Source organism: Listeria costaricensis, assembly GCF_900183385.1.
Lineage (GTDB): Bacteria > Bacillota > Bacilli > Lactobacillales > Listeriaceae > Listeria > Listeria costaricensis.
In genome coordinates this window covers 41198-63176 of sequence record NZ_FXUT01000024.1, presented here as the reverse complement: position 1 = coordinate 63176, position 21979 = coordinate 41198, and the positions used below count along the sequence as shown (strand labels likewise).

Sequence of the window (21979 nt, the reverse complement as noted above, 5' to 3'; positions counted from 1 at the left end):
AAAAATCCCTTCAAAATAGATATTTAATTTCTGTTTTTGAAAAATCACAAGAATAGATTGAATCTCTGCTTTATCAAGCGTTTCAAAATTTTTATCAAGCATAACCCAGAAGCTACTAATGCTGCTAGCTTTTTTTAGTAAAACTGGACTCCTAAACGTATTCTTTAAAATTTTTTCTTCTAAATCAATATCATCAACTTTAAAAATATCAAATAAGAAACGCTCATCTTCTAAATGTTTTTCAAGAATTCCCTTAACCATCTCATCATTAGTAGATACTGCATGAAGTATATTCCAATCCTCTATACTTTCTGGAATTTCTAATTCTTTTTGAATTGCACTTACTATTTCATTTACTTTTTTAGGCAGATCATTATAACTATCCCCGTACCAAAAAATATTTGTACTATTATTAATTTGGAATGTTTGATTGTATAGCTCTCTAAACTCCTGAGTTTCATTAGAATTTGCTTTCATTAATGCAAAATTTTTAGTAGTAGCTGGAAGTAAAGATAAAATTTCATCTTCTTCCATGCTACTTCCAATAAATAAAACAACGGGGTTTTTTTCTTGAAACCAATCCCTCAAATTATTGAGATCTTCCGATGTTTTCAAATATTGCCGAGAATAATCAAGTGATGAATTCACAAAAAAGTCCCAATCGCCCTTTGTTGTTCCGTGCAAATGCAAAACATCCCCCGAGCGAAGCACACTATTTAAATTTGTAAACTCCCTCACATTATTTATAGGTTTAAATGCCCCTTTTTGTTTTGACCGCCCTAAATGTTTTTCAATTTCAAAATCATAATTTGAAGTAATGAAAATCGGATCTAATTTTATTAACTCAACTACAATACTATTTTCTATAGAATCCGGTAGAACACTATTAAAATAATATTTTTCAAAATCAAGTTTTACCTCAGTTAATTTTTCTCCCAAAACACCATATAGTAGAGTATACAACAAATCAATTTTTCTTTTATTAGTATTCTTAGATTTTAAAATTTCATCAAATTGTGAAAGTAACTTATTAGATATCTTACCTTCAACTTCAGGAAAATTACGTATATTGAATTGCCAAAAATGGACTAGTTTTTCAATATATCCATCCCAATTTGGATAACCTTGAGAAAGTGAAATACCTGCTCCTATGAAAACAACTAGATTAAAGTCTTTGACCGCATCTGCAAGCGCATTAACTAATGTTTCGAATTCTTTTTCTGTGTAATATTCTCCCATTAAAAATCTCCAATCTTACTATATTTACAATAATTAACTTTGGATTTTCTACATCAAATTAATAGTAACGAACCGTGTGTGATGAACATCCCTAGTACAAAGATACGTCGGCAAAAAAATAAATTAACTGTCAAAATCAAGCATCAGATTCATTGCTTCAGTAACCCGCAAAAAGCTAATCCTTTCTAAGTAAGGATTAGCCACCCCGTTTACTTTATTTCTGCTCATTTATTATAACATGATTTGCCATTTAAATATATCCCAAAAAACATTTTATTATATATTCTGATAATTAAAATTCATTTTCCTCTATTTCAAATATAACATGTCCATCTATTTCATTTTAGTTCAGAATGAGACATATTTTAGAGTACTTATGGCAATTTAATAAACTTTTATATATACACCTATAAAAGTAAGCACTTTCGTATTATGGTTTAATTATTCTAAAAAAGGGAGTTGTTGAAAGTGACAAAGAAAATCGCATTACAACTAATTGCAACTGCACTAATTGCCACCTTGGTTTTAACCATCTTAACCCCTCCTGTTTTTGCTTCTGAAAGTAATAGCACATCTACCCCAATTCCCATGATTACACTGCAGGAAGCTGAGCAAGGACATTTAGATGACGGAACTAGTTTACCAGACGAATTTATTGTCAAAGAGCCTTCTAAGGCGGTGTCCTCTACTGGTCGGCCACTTTTAAAAAGTTCCACACTTGGTTATCAAAAATGGACAAAGGTTAGTTCAACACGTCTAGCAACAGATGTTTTTCTAACTTGGCATCCATCTTTTAAAGGATATAAAAAAGGCCCTTCTGGCTACTTCTTTTCAAATTCACAAAGAGTAGGTACCAGTATCAATTTTGGATACGGGCCTGTCTCCCTATCAGTAGCTAAAGCCGGTGGTTCAGGAACATATTATGCTGCAAACAAAAATAAAAGCTCTCGTCCAGCAATTTATGGGAATAAAATCAAAGATAAGTACTCTGTAAAACATTACAATGGTGCTAATGTATATCAAAAAACTACTACAGCTTATAAAGGAAGTGTATCCGGGGTACGTATCAAAATCTTACACAAATAACAAGATGGGGGAATCCTATGAAAAGAAAAAAGTTTTGGCTAATTCTAGTTCTTTGCCCCTTGCTGATTCTTGGTGGCTACTTTGGATATAAATATGCTGAAAAACAAAAAACGCCCACAATGCTCCACGTGGCCAGCAGCAATTACGCGCTGACAGATGAGCCTAGCGACTTGGATCCAGCTTCACTGAACTTTGCAGGTAAGACAACGAAAAAAATCAATCGCTATGAAACGCCTTCTCGAAACCTAACATCGAACTTTCTGCCAAAGGGAACAAAAATTTACACGGGAGATGATGAAAATATCAGTTATTACAAAAAAGACGATCAATTCTTTGTTGCTAGGCTCATTTATTATGAAAAAAATGGGCAATTATTTACCATGAATCCCGATACTAATTAAAAACAGCCCTCGGATCATCGCCATCCGAGGGTTGTTTTTTATTCATGTACTGCCGAAGTGTTGGATTTTTTAATTCCGGGATCTGGGATGTCATATTTTTTCACTAGTCGAATCGTGCTGCCAGCAAAAATCCAGCAGATTACGAGCGACCCTACTAGCAGCCACATCAACAGGTCTGGTGAATAGTTCATGATCATTGGCGTGAATACGGAGCAGACGGCGGTCAAAATCCGTACAATGGCAATCGAAACGCCGGTGACACTGGCACGCAAATCAGGCGGATAGAATGACTGTGTCCAAATTTTATAAATCGATTCGCCGTGTAAATTATTACATGCTGAATAAATAAAGTAAGCTGCCGAAAAGACGATCCATGAGGTCCCGCCAAAGATTCCCGATACAACGAACGACAATACGCATAGGAACAGCCCTGTATGCATCATTGCATAGCGGTATTTCGTATCTGCCAGTTTCATATAAACAAAGAATAGCACTAAAATTGCTGCCAGGTTTGCAAAGAAGCCAAGTGCTGTTGAGTAAGATTGCGTACGTCCATTAATTGTCACAAGGAAATAGTTTACAAAAGATCCCCATGTATTGGCCGGAATATTCCAGAACAAATAGAATCCTGTCACGGTAATCATCGGTACGAGGAATTTTTTTGAAGAAAAGACTGCCTTGATTGAAACTTTCTGTCCTGACTGAGCCGCCAGATTTTTATGCGCGTTTTCTTCATAAAGCTCATGCTCCACTTGCCGGAATTTAGGCGAAAAGACACGTACGCACCAATTTAAAAGTGCCACCGCGGCAATCCATAGGAAAAGTACTCGCGTGCCCGTCATTCCCATCGTGGAAGTCACAAAGCCAAGCGCTTGCGATAACAGAATGCCCAGTATCCAGAAAATTTCTGTCACTGTGATCACTTTTCCATGATGCTCCGGCGCAACACGTTCCGTAATAACGGCCAAAGAGGTTGGCAAGTCCGCGCCTGAAGCCAGACCAGCAATGATCAGGCCGAGCAGCAGCATCCCCATATTGCCGGAAAATGCAATGATCACACTTCCGATTGCTACAAGTAGAATATCAATATTAAAGACACGTACACGTCCAAATTTATCCGAAAGCCGCCCGCCAAATAGCGCCCCCACTGCGACCGATAAAGTCAAAGAGGTACTAATCACACCCGTCCACCATGGATTGATGCCAAAATGATCCGACCAGATCGCCAGTGCTATGCCAGCGCTTACAAGAAGTGCGGCATCAAGATACGAAGCGATGCCGGCAACACTGGCTAAAAACCAGTCTTTGCCTGAAAGTTTATCTTTTGTATTGCCCATTTTTACTTCCTCCTTTTATGATTATAACGTGATTGTTAGTGGTTGATTTTTTGATAAAGCAAACTCTTGATCTGGCAAATGAAAGACGCCGCCATCCGCATTCGTCGTCACATTTAACATGCCGTCTGCAAATTCGATCGTGACTTCCCCCTCGCCAACAGGAAATGTACAGGACAGCTGTTCAAAAAATCCTAGCTGTGGGGCCACTTCAAATTGCTTATATCCCGGAGCTGTCGGGCGGATTCCCAGCAAATAGCGACCAATCAGATAAATCGGACTGGCTCCCCATGCGTGACAAAGGCTCTTGCCATATTTATCCCCATACATCGCATATTTGCTCGCATCTGTTTCACTCGGATCATAATATTCCCAAAAAGTAGTCGCACCTTCGTCTAGCATGCCGCCCCAGTAAGCTTTGATCTGGTCGACAACATGGGTATATTCGCCGAGTTTGGCCATCACTTCCAGCTCCCAGAATTTAAAATACGGCGTGTGGATTTCTGGCACTTGCGGATTTAGTAAAACATGCCGCTTGATTTCATCTACTTGCTTTTCATCTGCATAATCAAACAAAACCGCAAAAATATTCGCATGTTTGGTTACATGGCGTTTGCCGGATTCATAGCTGTCGATAAAGGCCTGCTTGTCTTTATCCCAATAAAACGATTGAATGTTTGTTTTCAAAATTGCCAATTTTCTTTCCAGTTCAAGGACGGGCTGGTTCAATATTTTCCGAATGGCAATCACACTTTCAAAAGCACGGGCCAGTAGCATTTGTTCTGCACACAGCGGCCCTTCGATATCGAATTCCGCCCAGTCAATATACACCCAGTCATCCTTTCGACCATAAATAAAGCCATTCTCATCTGTCTGTTCCAAGCAGTAGGCTAGGAGGGATTCCATTTTCGGATAGACTCTCTCTAGAAAATCCCGATCACCAAATGTCTGATTATAAAGTTCCAAACTAATCAGCCAATAAAGCGAGTAGTCGATGATCGTGTTGAGGTGCTGTTTGAACGGATCGCTGCCGCGCAGACCCAGAATTGTCCGCTCGACTATGGCCTTATCGGAAAAGCTGTACTGATTGATGAAATAGCTTTGATAGGCATCTCCTGACCACACCCATTTGTCACGCTTAATGCCGTCTAGAAAGAAAACGCTGCTGCAGGCGCGGAAGGTCCGCTCGGCAATTTGCCAGATCTGATCGAGCCGCTCGTCAGAACTGGTGAACCGGCTGCCCGGGCCGAAGTCTACATACTGATGGTCGGCCTGGATCGAAATGTTCTGTCGCTCTTTTGTGACACCCGGAAGGAAAATATAGCGGAACGCGCGCAGTCGGGTGGCGAAGGTCCGCTGATCAAGCCTCTCGAGCCCCACATCGTCCGGCGTCTCGACAATCTGCTTCAGATAACAGTCCGCCACATCCAGCGCTTCCGTCCGACTCTCCCCGTAACACAGCGTCACCGGTTCAAACTGATCCTTGAACTCAAGCACTGTCGCTGCCGTAATATCATAACCGAAGTCAAGCAGCAGCCCATCTTCCAGATACTCCACATCAACTGGCTGTCGCGTTTCATGCGTGTAAGGAAATTCCATCGGGTTCGCCTCACTGGAAGTAAATAACGCACTGGTTCCTACCGGCTGCCCATGTTCCACATAGTTGGAGCTGAGCCAGGAACCATCCGAGAAAATTATTTCCCCACTAACAAAAATACTAGGCAGTCCTTCCAAATGGCCGACAATCACTTCAATCGTCACTGCCCCTGCCGGACAAGCGATTTCCGTCTCGAAAGGAAACTTGTCGACCTGCTCCGTGCCGTCAGTCAAAAGCCGTTTGACCGCCACATACCCCTTTCCTTTCGCCGAAACACAGAATGTCTCCGATTCTGCCAAATCGTACGTTCTGCTGAAACGGACATTGTGATTCCAGCTGGTCGCATGCCAGTAAGCCGGCCAATCAAAGCCACGCTCTTCCCGGCTGAAATTCTGCTTCATCAGTTGATAAATTTCAAAATCGCCCGGGAACCAAATCCAGTTGCTCACTTTCCTCATCCTTTCCCATTAGTTGTTAACCGCTTACAAAAACAGTATAATCTAAATATATTCTAGTTAAAATGGTATTTATTCTTGAAAAAATGGTATTTATTCAGTTTTAGTAAAATTTTAGGAGTGTGTCCCATGAATTTATCCGAACTAGACGCCTTTTTATTCAAGCACACAGAAATCGAGCAAATCCAGCTGACAGAAAAAATGAATATCAACGAGCTGAACCTTCCTTACACCCTCCAAAAGGTGCCGCGTATCCCCAAGGAGGCTTTCTTTCTGGACGGCAATATTTTCATCAATAAGCAGCAGCGTTTTTCTTATACGCCGGCTCATACCCATGATTTTGTCGAAATCAACTATATGTACACCGGCAGCTGCACGCAAACAATCAACGGTGAAAAAATTCAACTCAAAAAGGACCACATCATCGTCATGGATAAGGATGTGGTCCAGCAAATCGATTATATTGGGGAACAGGATATTCTGATCAATATCCTCGTCCACGAAAACTTTCTTTCAACAGATATTTTATACGATTCCTTTCAGTCGCACGCCATTTTCAGTGATTTCCTGTTGCACGCCATTCGTGAAAAAGCCGTCTACAGCAATTTTCTGCTGATTGATCTATCCAGCAATGAGAGCGTGCTGGCACTGCTACGAAACATGATAGTCGAATATTTCAACCAAAATCATTTTAAACATGAAATTATCAAGCATTATTTTTCCATCTTTAGTTATGAAATTAGTCGAGAGTTGGAAAAACTCGCCTGGGAAGGCACGCAGGAAATGGATCGCGAAATGATAGAAATCATCAGTTATATTGACCAGCATTATCAGCACATCACACTCACCGATCTTGCAAAAGAGTTCAAATATAATAAAAATTACTTATCCGCTAAAATTAAGCAAGAACTTGGCAAAGGCTTTTTTGAGCTCGTCAACGAGAAGCGGCTGACCGTCGCAAAAAAACTATTAGAAGAAACGGACCGGCCAATTGCTGATATTGCTTACGAGATTGGCTATCATGATCCAAGTAATTTTTACAAGGTGTTCAAGCAAAAATACGGCCAAACACCGCTTCGTTTTCGGAAAAGCCGCTAGAAATTTTCTTTATACGTCTATTTACCTATATCAGACTATAAAATTCATTATTCGGACTGAAAGTTATGGGTATAAAGGCTCTCTATTCATGTTATAATAAACCCATGTGGAAGGCAAAGTGAATAGAGGGCGGCCAAATCCCTGATGAAGGGAGGGATGTCTATGCAAATAGAAAATCCGCTCTACAGAAAGGACTGGCCTTGTGCAAGTCGCAGAAGCTATACAACTGATGATCCGCTTCCGAAGTCTGTTGATTTCCTTGATTGGTCTCATTGTTGTATTACTTGAGCTTCATTCGAAAAACAAAAAATAGCCCCTACCAAGCTTTGCGCAACCTGGGGCTATTTCAAAACCTATGATCGCCGTCTTTTCAACGGTTCTTCTGCAAGAGGAGAGAGTCATGGACCAACATGGCTCTCTTTTCTATTCCATTATACCTACATGCCCAAATCTTGTAAAGTGCCTATTTCCCCAACGTCGAAAAATCATGATTGATTGCTTCGACAAATTGAAACTCGCCTGCTTCATAGGTAAATTTTAAAATACAGCAGTTGGAAAAGCGAATTTGCCTCACTCGTGCAAAATCCTCCCATTTCTGAATAAACATATACATGGCACCACCGTGACCGACTGCCAAAACCTGCTCGTGGTCAGCCTGTTCCATAATTTCTCTAAGCGTCGCATCTAGTCGAGCCTGCACTTCCAAACTACCTTCCCCGCCAAATTTCACAAAAGCATCTCCATAAGAAGTAGCTCCCGGCTCATTCGGCGGATTCAAATCTTCACTTTCTCCTTCAAACACGCCAAAATGCCATTCCCGCAGTCCTTTCAACCGCTTGTACGGCATGGCATTCTGCGTCACAATCTCCAAAGTATCACACGCCCGCTCCGCCGTAGAAGAATACGCATGATCGAAAGTAATCTGCTCCTTTTGAAAATATTCAGCAACCTGCTCTGCCTGGGCAATGCCAAGCTCTGTGAGCGGTGAATCGCACCAGCCCTGAATTTTGTGCCGCGCATTGAAAACCGTCTGCCCGTGCCGCATTAAGTAAAGTGTTTTCGTCATTTAAGTCATCCTTTGCCTATTTTTTCTTTACTTTAGCACTTGGAGTTAGCTCAAAGTCAAGCTTTTCTTTCACGGATTGCGCGCTGTTTGTACTTTGGCAACGTCTGAAACGCCTGCTCGTAAGCATGATCAATCAATTCGATTATCAACGGCCGGTCCTTTTCTTCCGCCAACAGCACCGATATATAGGTCTTTTTATCCATATAGTACCCCGGCAGAATATGCGGATTTACCGCGCGCAGATTTTCACTTTTTTGCGGATCACATTTTAGGGTTAAAATGGGCCGGCCTTCCTTTTCAGTACCCAGCATGCCGATCAGTTTCCCTTCCACTATTGTTAGGCGTAGCTAGTTGGTCTCGAGCAAAAACTAAAAAGAATTAACAAATAAAAAGAAGCAAAAAGTAGCGACTCCACCATTATCAAAATGGTCCTCACTCACTTTTTGCTTCTTTTCTTACTTAAAATTCTAATGAACTGAAAAGCAGTAGCCACTTTTCCCCATCATATAAAGCTGTTCCGTCCCGACCACTGATTATCATCGCTGAGCCATCTGGCGAAACGTCCATCCTTCCCCGACAAGCAAGCTCAATATCCAGCGGGAGCGGATGACGCTTGGCGTGAAAAGCATCTACCATCCTACCCTCTTCAAGTACATTTAATGTCAAACCATTCGCATACCAGAGACGTCCATCAAACCATGCACTATCTATGACTGGACCGCCGCTCAAACCGATATCCTCTGTTAAAAGTTCCCAAATATCTTTGCATCCCTTCCAAATTCGTACATTTGCCCACTGAACCGTCTCCGTCACATACACATAGCCATCCGACGCGCAGCAAACCGTCTGAAGCGAGCCATCAGTGGGAAACACACATCTTTCCCACTCATTCCCATCAAAATGATAAACCCCTCCGCCATCGCCAACAGCATACATATCCGTTTCAGAAAAGCCGTCCAAATCATGAAAAGCACTGCTGATCATTGCCCGCCAGTTTCTCGCAATAAAGTCTTCCGGAATCGGTATATTTTTGGAAAGATCTTCCCACTTTTGAAAATGGGTGCGCTGGTAGACCCGAAACGGACTGCCCACAGCATAGAGCCGGTTACCAACACGAATAAGCTTCCGACTAACGGCCAAAAGATCCGTCCCGGGAAGTGCAAGACCAATTTGTTCATCAGCTACCTCCCCGGCAGCCACCTTGTAGCTAATTGCCCGCTGCATATCCGTGCAAACAAATTCGTCCTGCAGTGTCCCTGCCAGATCTCCGCTTTGCATAAACTGCCGCACCACTCGAGGCTCCTCATCTCCGCTTTGCATAAACTGCCGCGCCACCACTCGAGGCTCCTCCCCCAGCTCAATGTGTAAAAAGCGCACCTCCACTGGATCAAATTCATCTTCCGTCTTCTCAACTAAAAGCAGACCACAACTGTTCCGATCAGCTCCGAACGCACAATCATGCACATAAAAGCCTTTGATATATTTCTCCCATAACATTTGATCAAAAATCATTTGCGCCACATCCCTATTTGTCATTTTCTAAAGCTGTATCTATCGTCTTAATTAAGCACCAGTTCTTCCAGCGCATGGGCCACTCCGGCTTCATTGTTCGTCTTGGTGATAAATTTGCCCAGCTGCTTGATATGTTCAGCCGCATTGCCCATTACAACCGGCATTCCGGCATATTCCAGCATGGAGATGTCATTTTCCGCATCACCAATTGCCATCACTTCCTCGCGGGGAATCCCAAGCGAATCGGCCAGCTGTTTGAGCGCCGTACCTTTGCTTATACCTTTGTGCAAGAATTCCAGATTGTACGGGACACTGCGCACGATATAGTATTTCTCATGCAGTTCCTCTGTCAAAGCAGCCACCACTTCATCAATTTTTTCCGGCTCATCCAGCAGCATCGCCTTGGCCACCCTGATATCGTCTGGTGCCTTGTCGACCGGCTGATAATAGAGCGGCGTTTGCAGTAGCAGGGAATCTTTGCAGGTCAAAATGGAAATTTCTTCGTGCGGTACGTACATTTTGGTAGCGTCCAGATAGGTCAGATGGGCTCCGAGTGGCGCACAGAAAGCAAAAATATCTTGGAGTGCCGCCTTATCAAGAGCCGAATCAGCCACAATTTCACCTGATTTTGTTTTCAAAACGATTGCGCCGTTCATTGTGATTGCATAATCTTCCGCATCCAGCAGACCTAGCTGTTCCAAACTATGCCGCAACCCAACCAGCGGCCGTCCAGAGCAGAGTACCACCTTTGCCCCAGCCCGTTTCGCCTCTTTAATTCGTTCAATGACCGGAACGACCAGCTCATGGGCATCATTCAGCAAGGTTCCGTCAATATCAATCGCAATCAATTTATACATGCTTCTCCTCCTCCAACATCCTCTCTATCAGTGTACTAAACTTTCCCAAAAGGAGGCAAGCTGTTCTTTGAGCTGTGTCCGGCTACGAACCACGGAAAAATGCTGCCAGTGCCGTGGAAAAAGCTCCTGATAACGCCGCTCTGTATAGCGATCATCAATTAAAAGCAGCGCGCCATGGTCTGCTTCCCCGCGAATCACACGACCGCCAGCCTGCAATACTTTATTCATGCCGGGAATTTGGTACGCATAGTGGAAGCCCTGACTGTTCAGTTCGTCATAGTAAGCTTTCACGAGTTCCTGTTCATCAGAAGGCTGCGCCAGACCAACACCAATCACCGCCACACCGATCAGCCGATCACCTTTTAGATCGACCCCCTCCGAAAAAAGACCGCCTAGAATGCCAAACCCGACAAACGTCCCCTCATTATCCGGCTGAAATTCCGCCAAAAACGCCTCTCGTTCTGCTTCACTTAGGTCCGGCGCTTGAAGAATTGTTTTCACGTCCGGCCGAAGCTCTCGAAACTGATAATAAACGTCCTCCATGTATCGATAGGACGGAAAAAAGAATAGATAATTGCCCTGCTTTGAATCCGCAAAGGCAGCGAGCGTCTCCGCCAGTTCCAGATTGCTGTGCTTGCGGGCATGATAGCGCGTACTAATATGGCTATCCACAATGATTTTCAAACGGTCGGGATGAAACGGCGAAGGAAACATCATCCGGCTGGTCTCCTCATCGTCCGCACCGCCAAGCAGTCCGGCATAATAGTCCATTGGTGAAAAAGTTGCCGAGAAAAGCACCTGCGCCTTGCCAAGCTTTAATTTTTCCTCCAAAAGCTCAGATGGGTCGAGACAAATCAGCCGTAAAACCGTATCGTCTCCCTGCGCCACCAGCGTCACAAATTTATCACTGTAGAGCTCACTGATTTTCAAAAAATGATTCGCTGCAAAAAATGTCCGCAGCACCATCTCCTGCCCCGGCGCCTCAGGATTTACCAACAGCCATTCCTTCACCGCAGCCGCAAAAACTTCCAGATCCTTTTCCACACTGTCGAACGGTTCCGCCTGACTGTAGCTACCCGCACCCGGTTCACATTTTTCGCCGACCGCTTTCATATCCTGCACCAATTTGGCAAGCGCCTTGTCGAGCTTTTTGCCCGGCCCTGCAATCTCCGCATGAAGCTCCTCCAGTTGCCGCAAAGATAAGTCCGCCGAATACATTTTCTTCGCCCGGTCGACCAGATTGTGCGCCTCGTCCACTAAAAACGTATAGTCCCCGCTTTGATCGCTAAAGAAACGGCGCAAATAGACCGTCGGATCAAAAAGATAATTATAATCGCACGTGATGACATCACAAAAAAGCGCCGCATCAAGCGACAATTCAAACGGACAAATCACATGTTTTTTGGCATAATGCTCAATCGTCTCCCGCGTGAGGGCATCTTCATTTTGAAGCAGGTCAAAAAGCGCCTCGTTCAAGCGGTCGTAGTAGCCATTGGCAAAAGGACAATGATCTGGATCACAACGTCGCTCATTCAAAAAGCAGATTTTATCCTTGGCAACAAGCGTTACCGTTTTGGCTCGTAAGCCGCGACGCCTCAATTCTTCCAAAGCATCTTCAGCCACTTGGCGCGTGATCGTTTTGGCCGTCAGATAGAAAATTTTATCTGTTTTTGCTTCTCCCATTGCTTTAAAGGCTGGAAAAAGTGTCGACATGGTTTTCCCAATCCCAGTTGGCGCCTCCGCAAAAAGCCGGCTGCCCTGTTCCACCGTCCGATAGACAGCAATCGAGAGCTCCCGCTGCCCTTTTCGATAGCCATCATAGGGAAATGTCAATTCATTCAGCGACTGATCGCGCCGCTCCTGCCAATTCGTCATAAACTGGGCAAAAACCAGATATTTATCAAGCAGAGAATCAAAATAGCCCTGCAATTCCTCGTACGTATAATGCCGCTCAAAAGTCGTAACCATCTCTTCTGTGATGTGATAATAGCGCAGCTGCACGTCCATGGCGTCCCGGTCCTCCTGATCCGCATAAATATACGCATAGATGACTGCCTGCGCCCAGTGCACCTCATAGCCGTCCCCTTCGATCTCCCCATACGGCCGCATCGTGCTTTTGATTTCATCAATTTTATTCCCATCGACGATTCCATCTGCCCGGCCATCAATCACGAACTGCAACCCGTCCCGTTCAAGCTCAATCTTAAGTGACACCTCGGCCTCGTAGTCATCCCCTTCAAGCTTTTGCAGCTGTCGATGAATTTTAGCCCCCAGAAGCGCACGGTCAGGCGTAACAAGACGACTATCGATGCTCCCTGATTGAAAAACAAATTCTGCCAGTCGCCGAACCGAAATCTGAATCTTTTTCATAACTTACGCTCCTTCATCAATCCATCACGAACATTCGTTCCATCTTTCTATTATAAACGAAACCAGCCAATTCTCCCAGCATTAAAAATCGAAAACCATTTGGAACACCACGAAAAAAACCTACCACCAGGCAACAGCCATTTTAAAAATGGCGCTACTACCTGATCATAGGTTCTACAATTTAATTTTATTCATCTGCTCAAGGTGCATCTTCCAACTGCCAGTGGAACGTCGTCGAATAGGTTTCTGCTTTCGCCCCACTCAAATTAGCTTTGAGCAAAATTCCTTCGTTTGATCCCCATTCAATCTTGAAGACATCCCCTGTACGTGTGGCGGTCTTGTCACTTCCAACTAATACAGCCTGATTGGGTTGCAGCACCGTATCCTGCCCATTCTTATCACGATAGACAAGCGCATTATTCAGCGTCTCACCGCTCGTTTCAGAAGTGAGTGGCTCTGTAATGCTCATCTTCAACTGCCAATGAGCGTCTGCTGCTCGCGTATCACGAATGGTGATCGTATAGGGGCTGGTTTCATCACGTGTAATCAGCGTCTCTTTTGACTGCAGCTCAGAGGTTTTGAACGTGATATCTTCCGGCGATTGCTCCATATCTAAAGTGTAAGGAACCACATGAACCTTCACCTCTTTTGTTTGTTCCCCGGTATCTGAAACAGCTTTGACTTCCACCGTATAGTCGCCCGGGGCGTCCATTTGAACAACGGAATCAAAATCACTCGTTAATGTGGCATTGGGATCCGTTTCCGCATGGATGTCCTGCAAAAATTGCTCACTGCTCTGCGTGGTTCCTTGTACATAAGTTATTTCGTCATCACATGTAAGCGTTGGCCCCTTTTCTACTATATGGACGGTGACCTTAGTCTCGGCGTTCATATTCGAATATGGGCTGCTAGAACGAATGGATACGGTATAATCCCCTACCGTATCCCATTTCACTGCTGTCGAGACATCGGTTTCCAGCGTGCACCCTTCATCGGTTGTTGCATGCACATCTTGCAAAAATTGTTCCGATGAAACCGTACTGTCTACAGGATAGGTAATTTCATTATCCGCTGTTAATGTAGGCGGCGTACAATCAGCAAACACGCGATAGGCACCATTAAAAGCATACTGACTAGGATCACCAAATTCCATATATACAAAAATCTGATTACTTGTATCTGTTGGTGTAAACATACTTTTCGGCCAAACAACATAGCTTTTTCCATCTGTATCTTTTTGGACAACAGCGCCCGCTGGTGACGTGTACCGCGGCGAGATTGGCTGACCATCTAAACCGATCGGACACGGCACCTTAATCGTGTCTTCAGAAGTTGCAGTAAACTCTGTAGATGTAATTTGCTGTTGATTCAATGTTAAGTTTTTGCTGTTAAAACCTGATAGTGGAGAGACATCCGAAATCTGATTCCTAGATACGTCTATTTTCATATTAGGTTGATAATTGGCGAGATTGCTTAAGGGAGAGACATCTGTAATCTTATTATCATCCAATGTGAGCGTCGTTAAATGCGTCAAATTTTTCAGCGCTGAAATATCCGAAACCTGACAATTACCAAGGTCTATGTATTCAAGATTCGTTAAATTGGCAAGAGGGGTTATATCTGAAATCTTTTTTCCGCTTCTCAACATTAGTCTCTTTAATTGCGTCAATGAACTAAGTGGTGTCAGATCTGATATACCTGAGTTTACACATGAAAAAGAGGTCAGGTTGGTAAGATATTCCATTCCTTCGAGATTTGTTACCACCATAGAAGTTATTGATAAAGAGGTCACTTTATTTAAATCCTCTTGTGTCACAATATCTGTCACTTCTTTCCCTGCAGCTTCGGCAACATGCTTCGCTAACACCTGGTCAGGAAAAATCTGTAGATAGGTCTGCCCGTCCGGTACACTTTGAAGCGTTTGGTTAGACACTTCTTCACCGTTTACAGTTTGCTCATTGCTTGGAATCCCTTCTTCCGCAAACGAAGACATACTAAGTGCTATTAGAAAAAACAAAACTAGTATGGTAACAGTTTTTTTCACCTTAATCCTCCTAATTTATTTCTAAATATGTATTCCTAATAATTAATTTTACTAAGGACACCACTAAATGAGGAGGGGGAGACCCATAAATATCTATCGTCTGCAACCATGTTCTTTTTTTTGACACATTTTACCAAAACCATTGCTACTAAAAAGGTTCCATTGTTTATTCAGTAGATTTCAAAGTACTAGATTTAAACCTTCGTCCCACTATTCGCCCTGTAAAAAAGTCTAATTTTTGAACAAACCCAGAGAAAACGACTGCCATTTTAGTCATTTATTGTCGTTATATGTATGTTTTTCTATTCATCTCAAAAAAATAACTCTTTATAGAAACTAAATATAAGAATTTTCCACTGCTACTCAACTACTCCATATAGAGACATGTATTTCTCCTTCATCGGCTGGTATTTCTCAACCAATTGCATAGCGGGGATAAGCGGACAAGCCTCCATAGATTAACCATAGAAACTTCCTCATCCGTTATCCCCGCGTAAAATGACTATTTCATCGTCCTTCAAATGACCTTTCTAATGTTGTCGATCCTTCTCGCCTTGAGTTTGTCAGTTCATTTATTCTGGAACATTTGCCAACGTCCAAATTAATGAGGTCTGATACGTTTGATTTTTGGATATTCCACTTGGAACCAGTAATGTTACCTGTTCAAAATTTGTTGACCAGATGCCACTTCCTTGTCCTGCCGATGCAGTCATCACTTCATAATTACAATTGAACTGGGTGATCTCAAATGACCGTTGTACAGGAGAGGCGGCGTGGTTATCAGTACGCGTAAGTGGCGACTTGCTGTCAGCATCAAATTTCAATTTGGCCCCTCTTAGCTCGCTCTGATCTGCTCCCTTAAACTGAGCCGGCTGTTTGACCATAATCTTCCAACCCGCCTGTTTATCTGTATGATCCGCCATTTGCACACACGGCTTCATTTTACTTTGACCAAAATACACATCTTTTGCATTATAGGCATGTTTATCCAGAGCATCACTGCCAAAATCGATCGTACTAGCATATGTCAGCGCCATGTTCGCCGGTCTGGGATTCAGATTATCCTTATCATCCGGCTCACGATCCCCGCCGTCTGGATCAACAGTCCGGTCATTGATAATCGTCGCAGTTACTTGGGTAGTAAGCGGCGCCGTTTCATCCGCTAAAGTGATTGTAACCTTGACTTTTCCAGCTGCACGCATTCGATTGATTGGCGTTGGGTCTCCGCTGATCTTTTCAGTCGGAAGCTGCTCCCCCTTGCTGTATTGATAGGCGGCTGCTTTTGAATATGTTTTCACATCTGCCGAGCTAAAGGTAAAGGCTTCTCGATAATTGAGGGAGAAATCCCCTGCAAAAAGAATCTTGTCGTGCTCTTCATCGACAACCGTATGCTCATCTGTCACATAGACCAAAATGCTCTTCGTAACGCTTCTTCCCTCTTTCGTGACCCTGAAAGTAAGCGGAAAGGCCCCGCCCTGTTTTGCCTGCTGAATAGCGCGCAACTCCGCCTGATCCGTCTGAATATCGGCCGCTTTGAAGAATGTCCCGTTAGCCATATCCCAAGCAAGCAGCTTGCCGTGATCTGCATCTTTGCTCATTTCCTCCGTTAGATTGGGCGCACTCGCAAGATCAATATCAAAAGGATGCCCATCCATCGCCAATTTGTTTTCGGCATCTGTTTGTGTGGAATCGTTTATCACGTTAACAATCTTAGAACTAGCTGTTGTCTGCATGGAGGCATCTGTAATAAAATAGGTGACCCGGTTGGGACCGATCTTCTCCTTATTCAAGCCGAGTGCAGCCCAGTCATAGGCCAGCTGATCATTTAACGGATTGCGATTGATGCGACCATTGAGCCATTCCTGACTATGATTGCCTCTATTCGTTGCCAAATCAAATACATCCGTTACTTCCACATCTTTTAATAAAGCCGCATCCCAATCCGTCACAGTATCTTTGTTGATGACAGCCGGTCCCCCTACACGAATCGCCGGTGCATAATCATTGACCACCTGCATCGAGCCAAAATAGGCATTCCCCAATCGACCTGCGCTTAGTGCCGCCTGATTTTGCCAGCCATCTGCAGGCATGGGGCTAAAATCTGTCGCCGTTGTAGACCCGCCTACAAAAATCATTCCATCTGCTTTCGGAATGCTGATCGTCTGGTCAATGCTGCCATTCACATTGGTTATACTCGCATTCTTCAAAGAAAAATCCTGATTCAGCATCCCGGTAATGGCACCTTCTGTACGCGCCTTCCCATACCCGGCAAATATTCCTTCTGCCGACGCAATCGAGCCATAGAACGTATACGCATGATCCGCCCCGGCCTGCGGAATGATTTGAATATTCGTCCCAAAAGGAAAGGTTTGGCAAATGGTCACGTCACCACTCGTCATGTCTAATTTTTTCAGAAATGCTTGCCCTGCTTGCGGATCATTTTCAAGATAGTAATACTCATTGCCATTTGAAAGGCGTTTCTGCACGATCGGCTCTGAATTTTTATACGCGAGTGTGGCTGTTTTCAATATGCGGCCGTTTTCATCCCACAACATCACCGCATAGCCATTTTCAACCCCACTAGAAAGCGGATTGTAGGTTCGCAGGATGCCGGCGATTCTGCCAGTCGCATTGTCGTACAGAGAAGCACGTCCCAACAGCTGCTGCCAATCAGGACTTTTTGCACCCGGCGAAATGGCTGCAAAAGTAGGGACATCAAGGGAACGCTGCTTTTCATACTTTGCTGCATCGCCAATGGTAAACACTTCAATACTGTCTTTATTTTTTGTCCCCTCATAAATAAAGCCGGCTTGAACAATCTCTTTGGAAGTCGGCAAATAGTCGACCTGCTCCACAAATTGCTGCGGAGAAAAGCGCTCTTTGGAGATTTCATAATAGGTCATATTCAGTGAAGCATCCACTAGAATCCCCCTGTTTTTACTGGCTGACTCTCCCGGCTTCTGTCCCGAATAGTAAAGCATCACTTGGTTAGACGCCACTTTTTTCCCCGTGTAGTACCTTGAATACGCACCAAAATCTCCGGAGGTTCTGGTAAAATCAACCGCCAGTCCCTCTGTGCCTTTAGGAATCGATTTACTTTTAAGAATGCGTCCGTTTTGGTCTGTTTTCACAACAAAATTTGTGGCAATCCGGTACGGTTTGGAGGGAGCCTTGATATTATCCACCTCTAGCACCAGCAAATAGGTTCCATCATTTAGTGGAAACGCCTCTTTAACCGTACTGTAGATCGGCACACTGAAGGAATTTAATTCCCGCTTCTCTAAATTAGGCTTATAAAGATCATTTTGTACAAACCCTTTTGGCATGGTTTCAATAGCTGCATGACTATCAGCCGGGATATTAAATGCATCTCTTCCTCCCTGATTAATGACAATCGGCAAATCCGCCGCCTGAGCCGCTAGAGATTCGATCCCTTTTTTCGGACTGATTTGAATATTGGCTAAAATAATGATAGCCACCACAAAAAAACAAACAATTTTCTTCATTGTCCGACTCCCCTTTCTGATTGATTGGATTACTTGAAGAAGTCGCACACCAGCAACGTGAACGGCTTTTACAAAAATGATTTATTTGAAAAATCAATCAATTGTATGCGATTTTTCTAAAAATAGATGAGTGCGTGATTTTAAGTAGGATAAAAATCGTGGAGTGTTAAAAAGATCACTTGCGAAGAGGGCTCGATGGCTGACTGAATAAAAAACAGCCACAGGACCACAAACAAATTTTATCACTTAGGTCTAGACTTGTCTTAAAAAATGAAAAATTTTTATTTTAATTGTGACTAAAACGTGAACTAGAATACATTGTTGAATTACTGCCTCTCTATTCGTCTTTCAGGAATTATCTGTATTTTATATAGCGGGCGGATAATCAAGCCATCAAAAAAAGCAGGCTTTCTTTAAAAGTCTGCAGCGCGCTCCAAAAAATCGAACTTTGGAGGCGCACTGCAGTCGCTGCCTGCTTTCATTATTATTCATCTTGTGTCATTTGATAGGTGTAGCTGGAAGGATACAGGCTGAGTCGTTCAGCTCGATACGCCCAAGCAGATTCCGGGAAGTTCGTCAGATTCATTTCAAAGACAATGTTTCCATCCTTGTCCACTTCAAAGACGCTACTTTCCGTGCCGTCATGGCGATGCCCAAAGTCGACCAGATAGTTCCCGGTCGTTTCCATGTAACGTGCACTGCCGACAATTTCCGTCCAGTAATCCTCGCCTAAATCCTTACCGAACGAGAACACTTCTTCCACGGTTTTGTCTTTCTCATTGATTCGATATTGAACGGCTTCACTGTATTTACCCGATTCCTCTTCGTCACCGCGCGATACCACAATATTATTATCATAGAGCAGAATATCGATCGTATCCGAATTGTTGTCCTGATCTGGTAAAATTTCTACCGCATGCTGACCAGCTGGATATTTGAAATCATCTCCGGTTGGCTCAAGCAGATATTTCTGATAGGAATCCGGCCAGCCTTCTTTGTCAGACAGAATCCATTTAATATCCGTCGTCTCATAGTCAAGTTTCATAATGGTATCCTGATTACGACTGGAAATCACAATGCTGTCATCACTTTCGTCGTACCAGATTGCATTTTGGTGGAACCAGTCGACTTTCCCGTCAGACCGCGCTTTATAATCTCGATAGAAGCTTTTCGGCAAAATGTCCTTCAAGTCGATCGTTTTGACAATCTCACCTGTTTGCCGGTCGATTTCAATCATGGTGTCTTCCATGTATTTACTGCCATCGTTAATTGTCAGCAGCAGATTCCCGGACGGAAGCTCAATCGCATCATGGTGAATGGCCGATTTGGATGATGACCCTGCCACCTCACTCTCCGGATCGCTTGTCATCGAATACGCATGATAAATTTTTCCCAAGTAGTCGGTTTCAAGAAGTAGCGAATATGTATCATCGTCATTATCATATTTCGTCAAATAAAGCAGATGTCCATTTTCCAATTCTTTAAAAACATGACTGTTATACTTCGTTGAATACCAGCGCACGTCACCGTTTGAATCTACACCATAGGCATATTTTGTGCTTGGCGTCATAAAGGTCAGCTGATTGCCCGTCTGTTCCATTTTCTGGGCGTCACTTTCCACAACCTCAATGTCCGGCATGTCATCCGGCAATTTATCTGTTTGAATCGTCACTGTTTTTTCACTCACATCGCCGTCTTGTGTCACTGCAATGATTTTTACTGTATTTGCTGTATCTGCATAAAGCCCCAAAACGGGTACTTCATGATGGGTTGTATAGGTATCATTCACTTCAGAGCGGATGGTCGTATCGCTTGATTTCCCTTCAACTTCAACGGAAATCTTGGTCTTTTCATCCGTATCAAATAATATAAGTGCTGATAATGGACTCGTTCCATATGGGTTTAGTTTGACATATGGATCCTCAAATGTGCTGTCCTGGCTATCTTCAGTTAGTTGCTTCTCGATTTTCGTCTGCTCATCAACAAGATTCGTGTCGATCATATAATCAGTAGGATCGGATGTTTCTTGTTTTTTCTGATAGAAATAATAGCCTAGCCCCCCGGCAATCGCAATGATGAGAATCATAATGATGATGGATATAAGTACTTTCCTCTTCGATTTTATTTTCACCTTGAAACTCCTTTCACATTCTACATTCAGTCTAGCAGTAAAGTTTGAAAAAACTATGAACAGGATGCAAACTAAATGTAAAAATAATCTTATACTTATTACGCACTCATTGCACGCAAATCTCTGCAATGTTAACATGTTTTAAAATTACAGAAAATTCAACCTTCACCCTCACAACACCTGAAATACGTGTTTATCAGTCAAATGCCATCTTACTCAAAAGTTTAATTTTCAGTTTGATTACATTACCCTTTAAAATATACAAAAAAACTACTATTTGGCGATTTTCATTACCAATTAGCAGTTTTAATGAGTAATAATTATTTTATTGACTTTTTTTCTTCAAACTTATCCTCAAATTTGAAATCCGGTTTAATTTCCCATGAATATTTCTAGCGCAGGCCGTCCACAGAGAAATTGCCCTTTTAGCATGGAGGGGCGCGCTTTTTTATTTAGGTTTCAAATACAGCATTCCACAACAATCCTCAGAAAGGAAGGCGGGTTGCCAACCTGACAGTTTAAGGAGGCTGCTTCTTGGTGCGGGACGCCGCCGAATCATTTTGAACAGTTGCAGACTTTTAGGGATTAATGTATTCTTTTCAACCCCATATAATTTCCTGCAAACCTGCTTCCGCCAAATACCGATTGATCTGACTGAACGGCTTGCTGCCAAAGAAGCCATTATAGGCTGACAGCGGACTTGGATGCACACTTTTGATGATTTTATGTTTGGGATTTGTGATCAGTGCTTCTTTTTTCTGTGCATGACCGCCCCATAAAACAAAAATCACCTGTTCCTCTTTTTTATTCAGCTGCTCGATCACTTCATTCGTAAAGTTCTCCCAGCCTTTTTTCTGATGGGAGGCGGCCTTTTTGGCTTCAACTGTCAACACGGTATTGAGTAGCAGTACGCCTTGTTCCGCCCAGTCCGTCAAATCCCGCTCGGTCCGTACAACACCGACGTCGCTCTCTAATTCTTTAAAGATATTCCGTAAAGACGGGGGAAATTTGGCATCCGCTGAAGCAACGGAAAAACTCAAACCGTGCGCCTGATTTGGCCCATGATAGGGATCCTGACCAAGAATGACTACTTTTGTATCGGCAAAGCTCGTCGTATTAAGCGCATTATACACTTTGTCCTCTGGGGGATAAATGTCTTTTTCCGCGTATTCTTTATGAACAAAATCCATTAATTCTTGAAAATAAGGTTTTTGCTGCTCGCCTGCAAGTAAATGATTCCAGTCGCTCGTAATTGTCTGCATGTTGGCTCCTCCTCTTTCTCT

Annotated in this window: 15 protein-coding genes and 1 pseudogene; 4 read left to right on the top strand and 12 right to left on the bottom strand. The window is 43.2% G+C overall.

Annotated elements, in window-relative coordinates; translation table 11 throughout:
• The coding region (locus tag CS921_RS13895) for an SIR2 family protein (protein WP_205527794.1) at positions 1-1239 on the bottom strand (1239 nt) is incomplete at its 3' end.
• 468 nt (positions 1240-1707) lie between these two features.
• Between CS921_RS13895 and CS921_RS13890 the strand changes: the two genes are divergently transcribed.
• A complete protein-coding gene (locus tag CS921_RS13890; protein WP_099224920.1) occupies positions 1708-2325 on the top strand; it encodes a hypothetical protein in 618 nt (205 codons plus the stop codon).
• Between the two features lie 17 nt (positions 2326-2342).
• Positions 2343-2726: a hypothetical protein gene (locus tag CS921_RS13885; protein WP_099224918.1), complete on the top strand. Its 384-nt coding sequence runs from the start codon at positions 2343-2345 to the stop codon at positions 2724-2726.
• A 38-nt stretch (positions 2727-2764) separates the two neighbouring features.
• On the opposite strand, the gene CS921_RS13880 is transcribed toward CS921_RS13885, so the two are convergent.
• Together CS921_RS13880 and CS921_RS13875 are read right to left on the bottom strand one after the other, a co-directional pair.
• Complete coding sequence (locus CS921_RS13880) at positions 2765-4063, bottom strand: MFS transporter (protein ID WP_099224916.1); 1299 nt, start codon at positions 4061-4063, stop codon at positions 2765-2767.
• 21 nt (positions 4064-4084) lie between these two features.
• Positions 4085-6106: an alpha-L-rhamnosidase-related protein gene (locus CS921_RS13875; RefSeq protein WP_162921786.1), complete on the bottom strand. Its 2022-nt coding sequence runs from the start codon at positions 6104-6106 to the stop codon at positions 4085-4087.
• Positions 6107-6241: 135 nt separating this feature from the next.
• Here CS921_RS13875 and CS921_RS13870 point away from each other — a divergent pair, with 135 nt between their 5' ends.
• Positions 6242-7210, top strand: coding sequence for an AraC family transcriptional regulator (locus CS921_RS13870; RefSeq protein WP_099224912.1), 969 nt, complete (start codon positions 6242-6244; stop codon positions 7208-7210).
• 202 nt (positions 7211-7412) lie between these two features.
• Positions 7413-7523 (top strand): putative holin-like toxin, encoded by a 111-nt coding sequence (locus tag CS921_RS15885; RefSeq protein ID WP_162921785.1) that lies wholly within the window; start codon positions 7413-7415, stop codon positions 7521-7523.
• Between the two features lie 150 nt (positions 7524-7673).
• Here CS921_RS15885 and CS921_RS13860 read toward each other — a convergent pair whose 3' ends face one another.
• From CS921_RS13860 to CS921_RS13815, 9 genes and pseudogenes are all read right to left on the bottom strand, one after another.
• Positions 7674-8276, bottom strand: coding sequence for a histidine phosphatase family protein (locus CS921_RS13860; protein ID WP_099224908.1), 603 nt, complete (start codon positions 8274-8276; stop codon positions 7674-7676).
• Positions 8277-8332: 56 nt separating this feature from the next.
• Positions 8333-8599, bottom strand: a pseudogene (locus CS921_RS13855) (MmcQ/YjbR family DNA-binding protein); the annotation flags it as partial.
• 136 nt (positions 8600-8735) lie between these two features.
• A complete protein-coding gene (locus tag CS921_RS13850) occupies positions 8736-9788 on the bottom strand; it encodes a hypothetical protein (protein WP_099224904.1) in 1053 nt (350 codons plus the stop codon).
• Between the two features lie 47 nt (positions 9789-9835).
• A complete protein-coding gene (gene yidA, locus CS921_RS13845; RefSeq protein WP_099224903.1) occupies positions 9836-10645 on the bottom strand; it encodes a sugar-phosphatase in 810 nt (269 codons plus the stop codon).
• Between the two features lie 27 nt (positions 10646-10672).
• The gene (locus tag CS921_RS13840; RefSeq protein WP_099224901.1) at positions 10673-13015 is read right to left on the bottom strand and encodes an ATP-dependent DNA helicase; all 2343 of its coding nucleotides are present in this window, start codon (positions 13013-13015) and stop codon (positions 10673-10675) included.
• Between the two features lie 199 nt (positions 13016-13214).
• Positions 13215-15059 (bottom strand): LapB repeat-containing protein, encoded by a 1845-nt coding sequence (locus CS921_RS13835; RefSeq protein WP_099224898.1) that lies wholly within the window; start codon positions 15057-15059, stop codon positions 13215-13217.
• 572 nt (positions 15060-15631) lie between these two features.
• Positions 15632-18565, bottom strand: coding sequence for a WxL domain-containing protein (locus CS921_RS13830; RefSeq protein ID WP_099224896.1), 2934 nt, complete (start codon positions 18563-18565; stop codon positions 15632-15634).
• A 484-nt stretch (positions 18566-19049) separates the two neighbouring features.
• Positions 19050-20696 carry an aryl-sulfate sulfotransferase gene (locus tag CS921_RS13825; RefSeq protein WP_240422375.1) on the bottom strand — a complete coding sequence of 549 codons (1647 nt, stop codon included), beginning with the start codon at positions 20694-20696 and terminating at the stop codon, positions 19050-19052.
• A gap of 599 nt (positions 20697-21295) precedes the next feature.
• On the bottom strand, positions 21296-21958 hold the full coding sequence (locus CS921_RS13815; RefSeq protein ID WP_099224890.1) for a uracil-DNA glycosylase: 663 nt from the start codon (positions 21956-21958) through the stop codon (positions 21296-21298).
• Positions 21959-21979: the final 21 nt, after the last annotated feature.

What these genes read in the sequence shown, in the direction of transcription:
- CS921_RS13885 (WP_099224918.1), top strand. Translation starts at nt 2,343, where the DNA reads ATGAAAAGAAAAAAGTTTTGGCTAATTCTAGTTCTTTGCCCCTTGCTG.
- CS921_RS13880 (WP_099224916.1), bottom strand. Translation starts at nt 4,063, where the DNA reads ATGGGCAATACAAAAGATAAACTTTCAGGCAAAGACTGGTTTTTAGCC.
- CS921_RS13870 (WP_099224912.1), top strand. Translation starts at nt 6,242, where the DNA reads ATGAATTTATCCGAACTAGACGCCTTTTTATTCAAGCACACAGAAATC.
- CS921_RS13860 (WP_099224908.1), bottom strand. Translation starts at nt 8,276, where the DNA reads ATGACGAAAACACTTTACTTAATGCGGCACGGGCAGACGGTTTTCAAT.
- CS921_RS13850 (WP_099224904.1), bottom strand. Translation starts at nt 9,788, where the DNA reads ATGATTTTTGATCAAATGTTATGGGAGAAATATATCAAAGGCTTTTAT.
- yidA (WP_099224903.1), bottom strand. Translation starts at nt 10,645, where the DNA reads ATGTATAAATTGATTGCGATTGATATTGACGGAACCTTGCTGAATGAT.
- CS921_RS13840 (WP_099224901.1), bottom strand. Translation starts at nt 13,015, where the DNA reads ATGAAAAAGATTCAGATTTCGGTTCGGCGACTGGCAGAATTTGTTTTT.
- CS921_RS13830 (WP_099224896.1), bottom strand. Translation starts at nt 18,565, where the DNA reads ATGAAGAAAATTGTTTGTTTTTTTGTGGTGGCTATCATTATTTTAGCC.
- CS921_RS13815 (WP_099224890.1), bottom strand. Translation starts at nt 21,958, where the DNA reads ATGCAGACAATTACGAGCGACTGGAATCATTTACTTGCAGGCGAGCAG.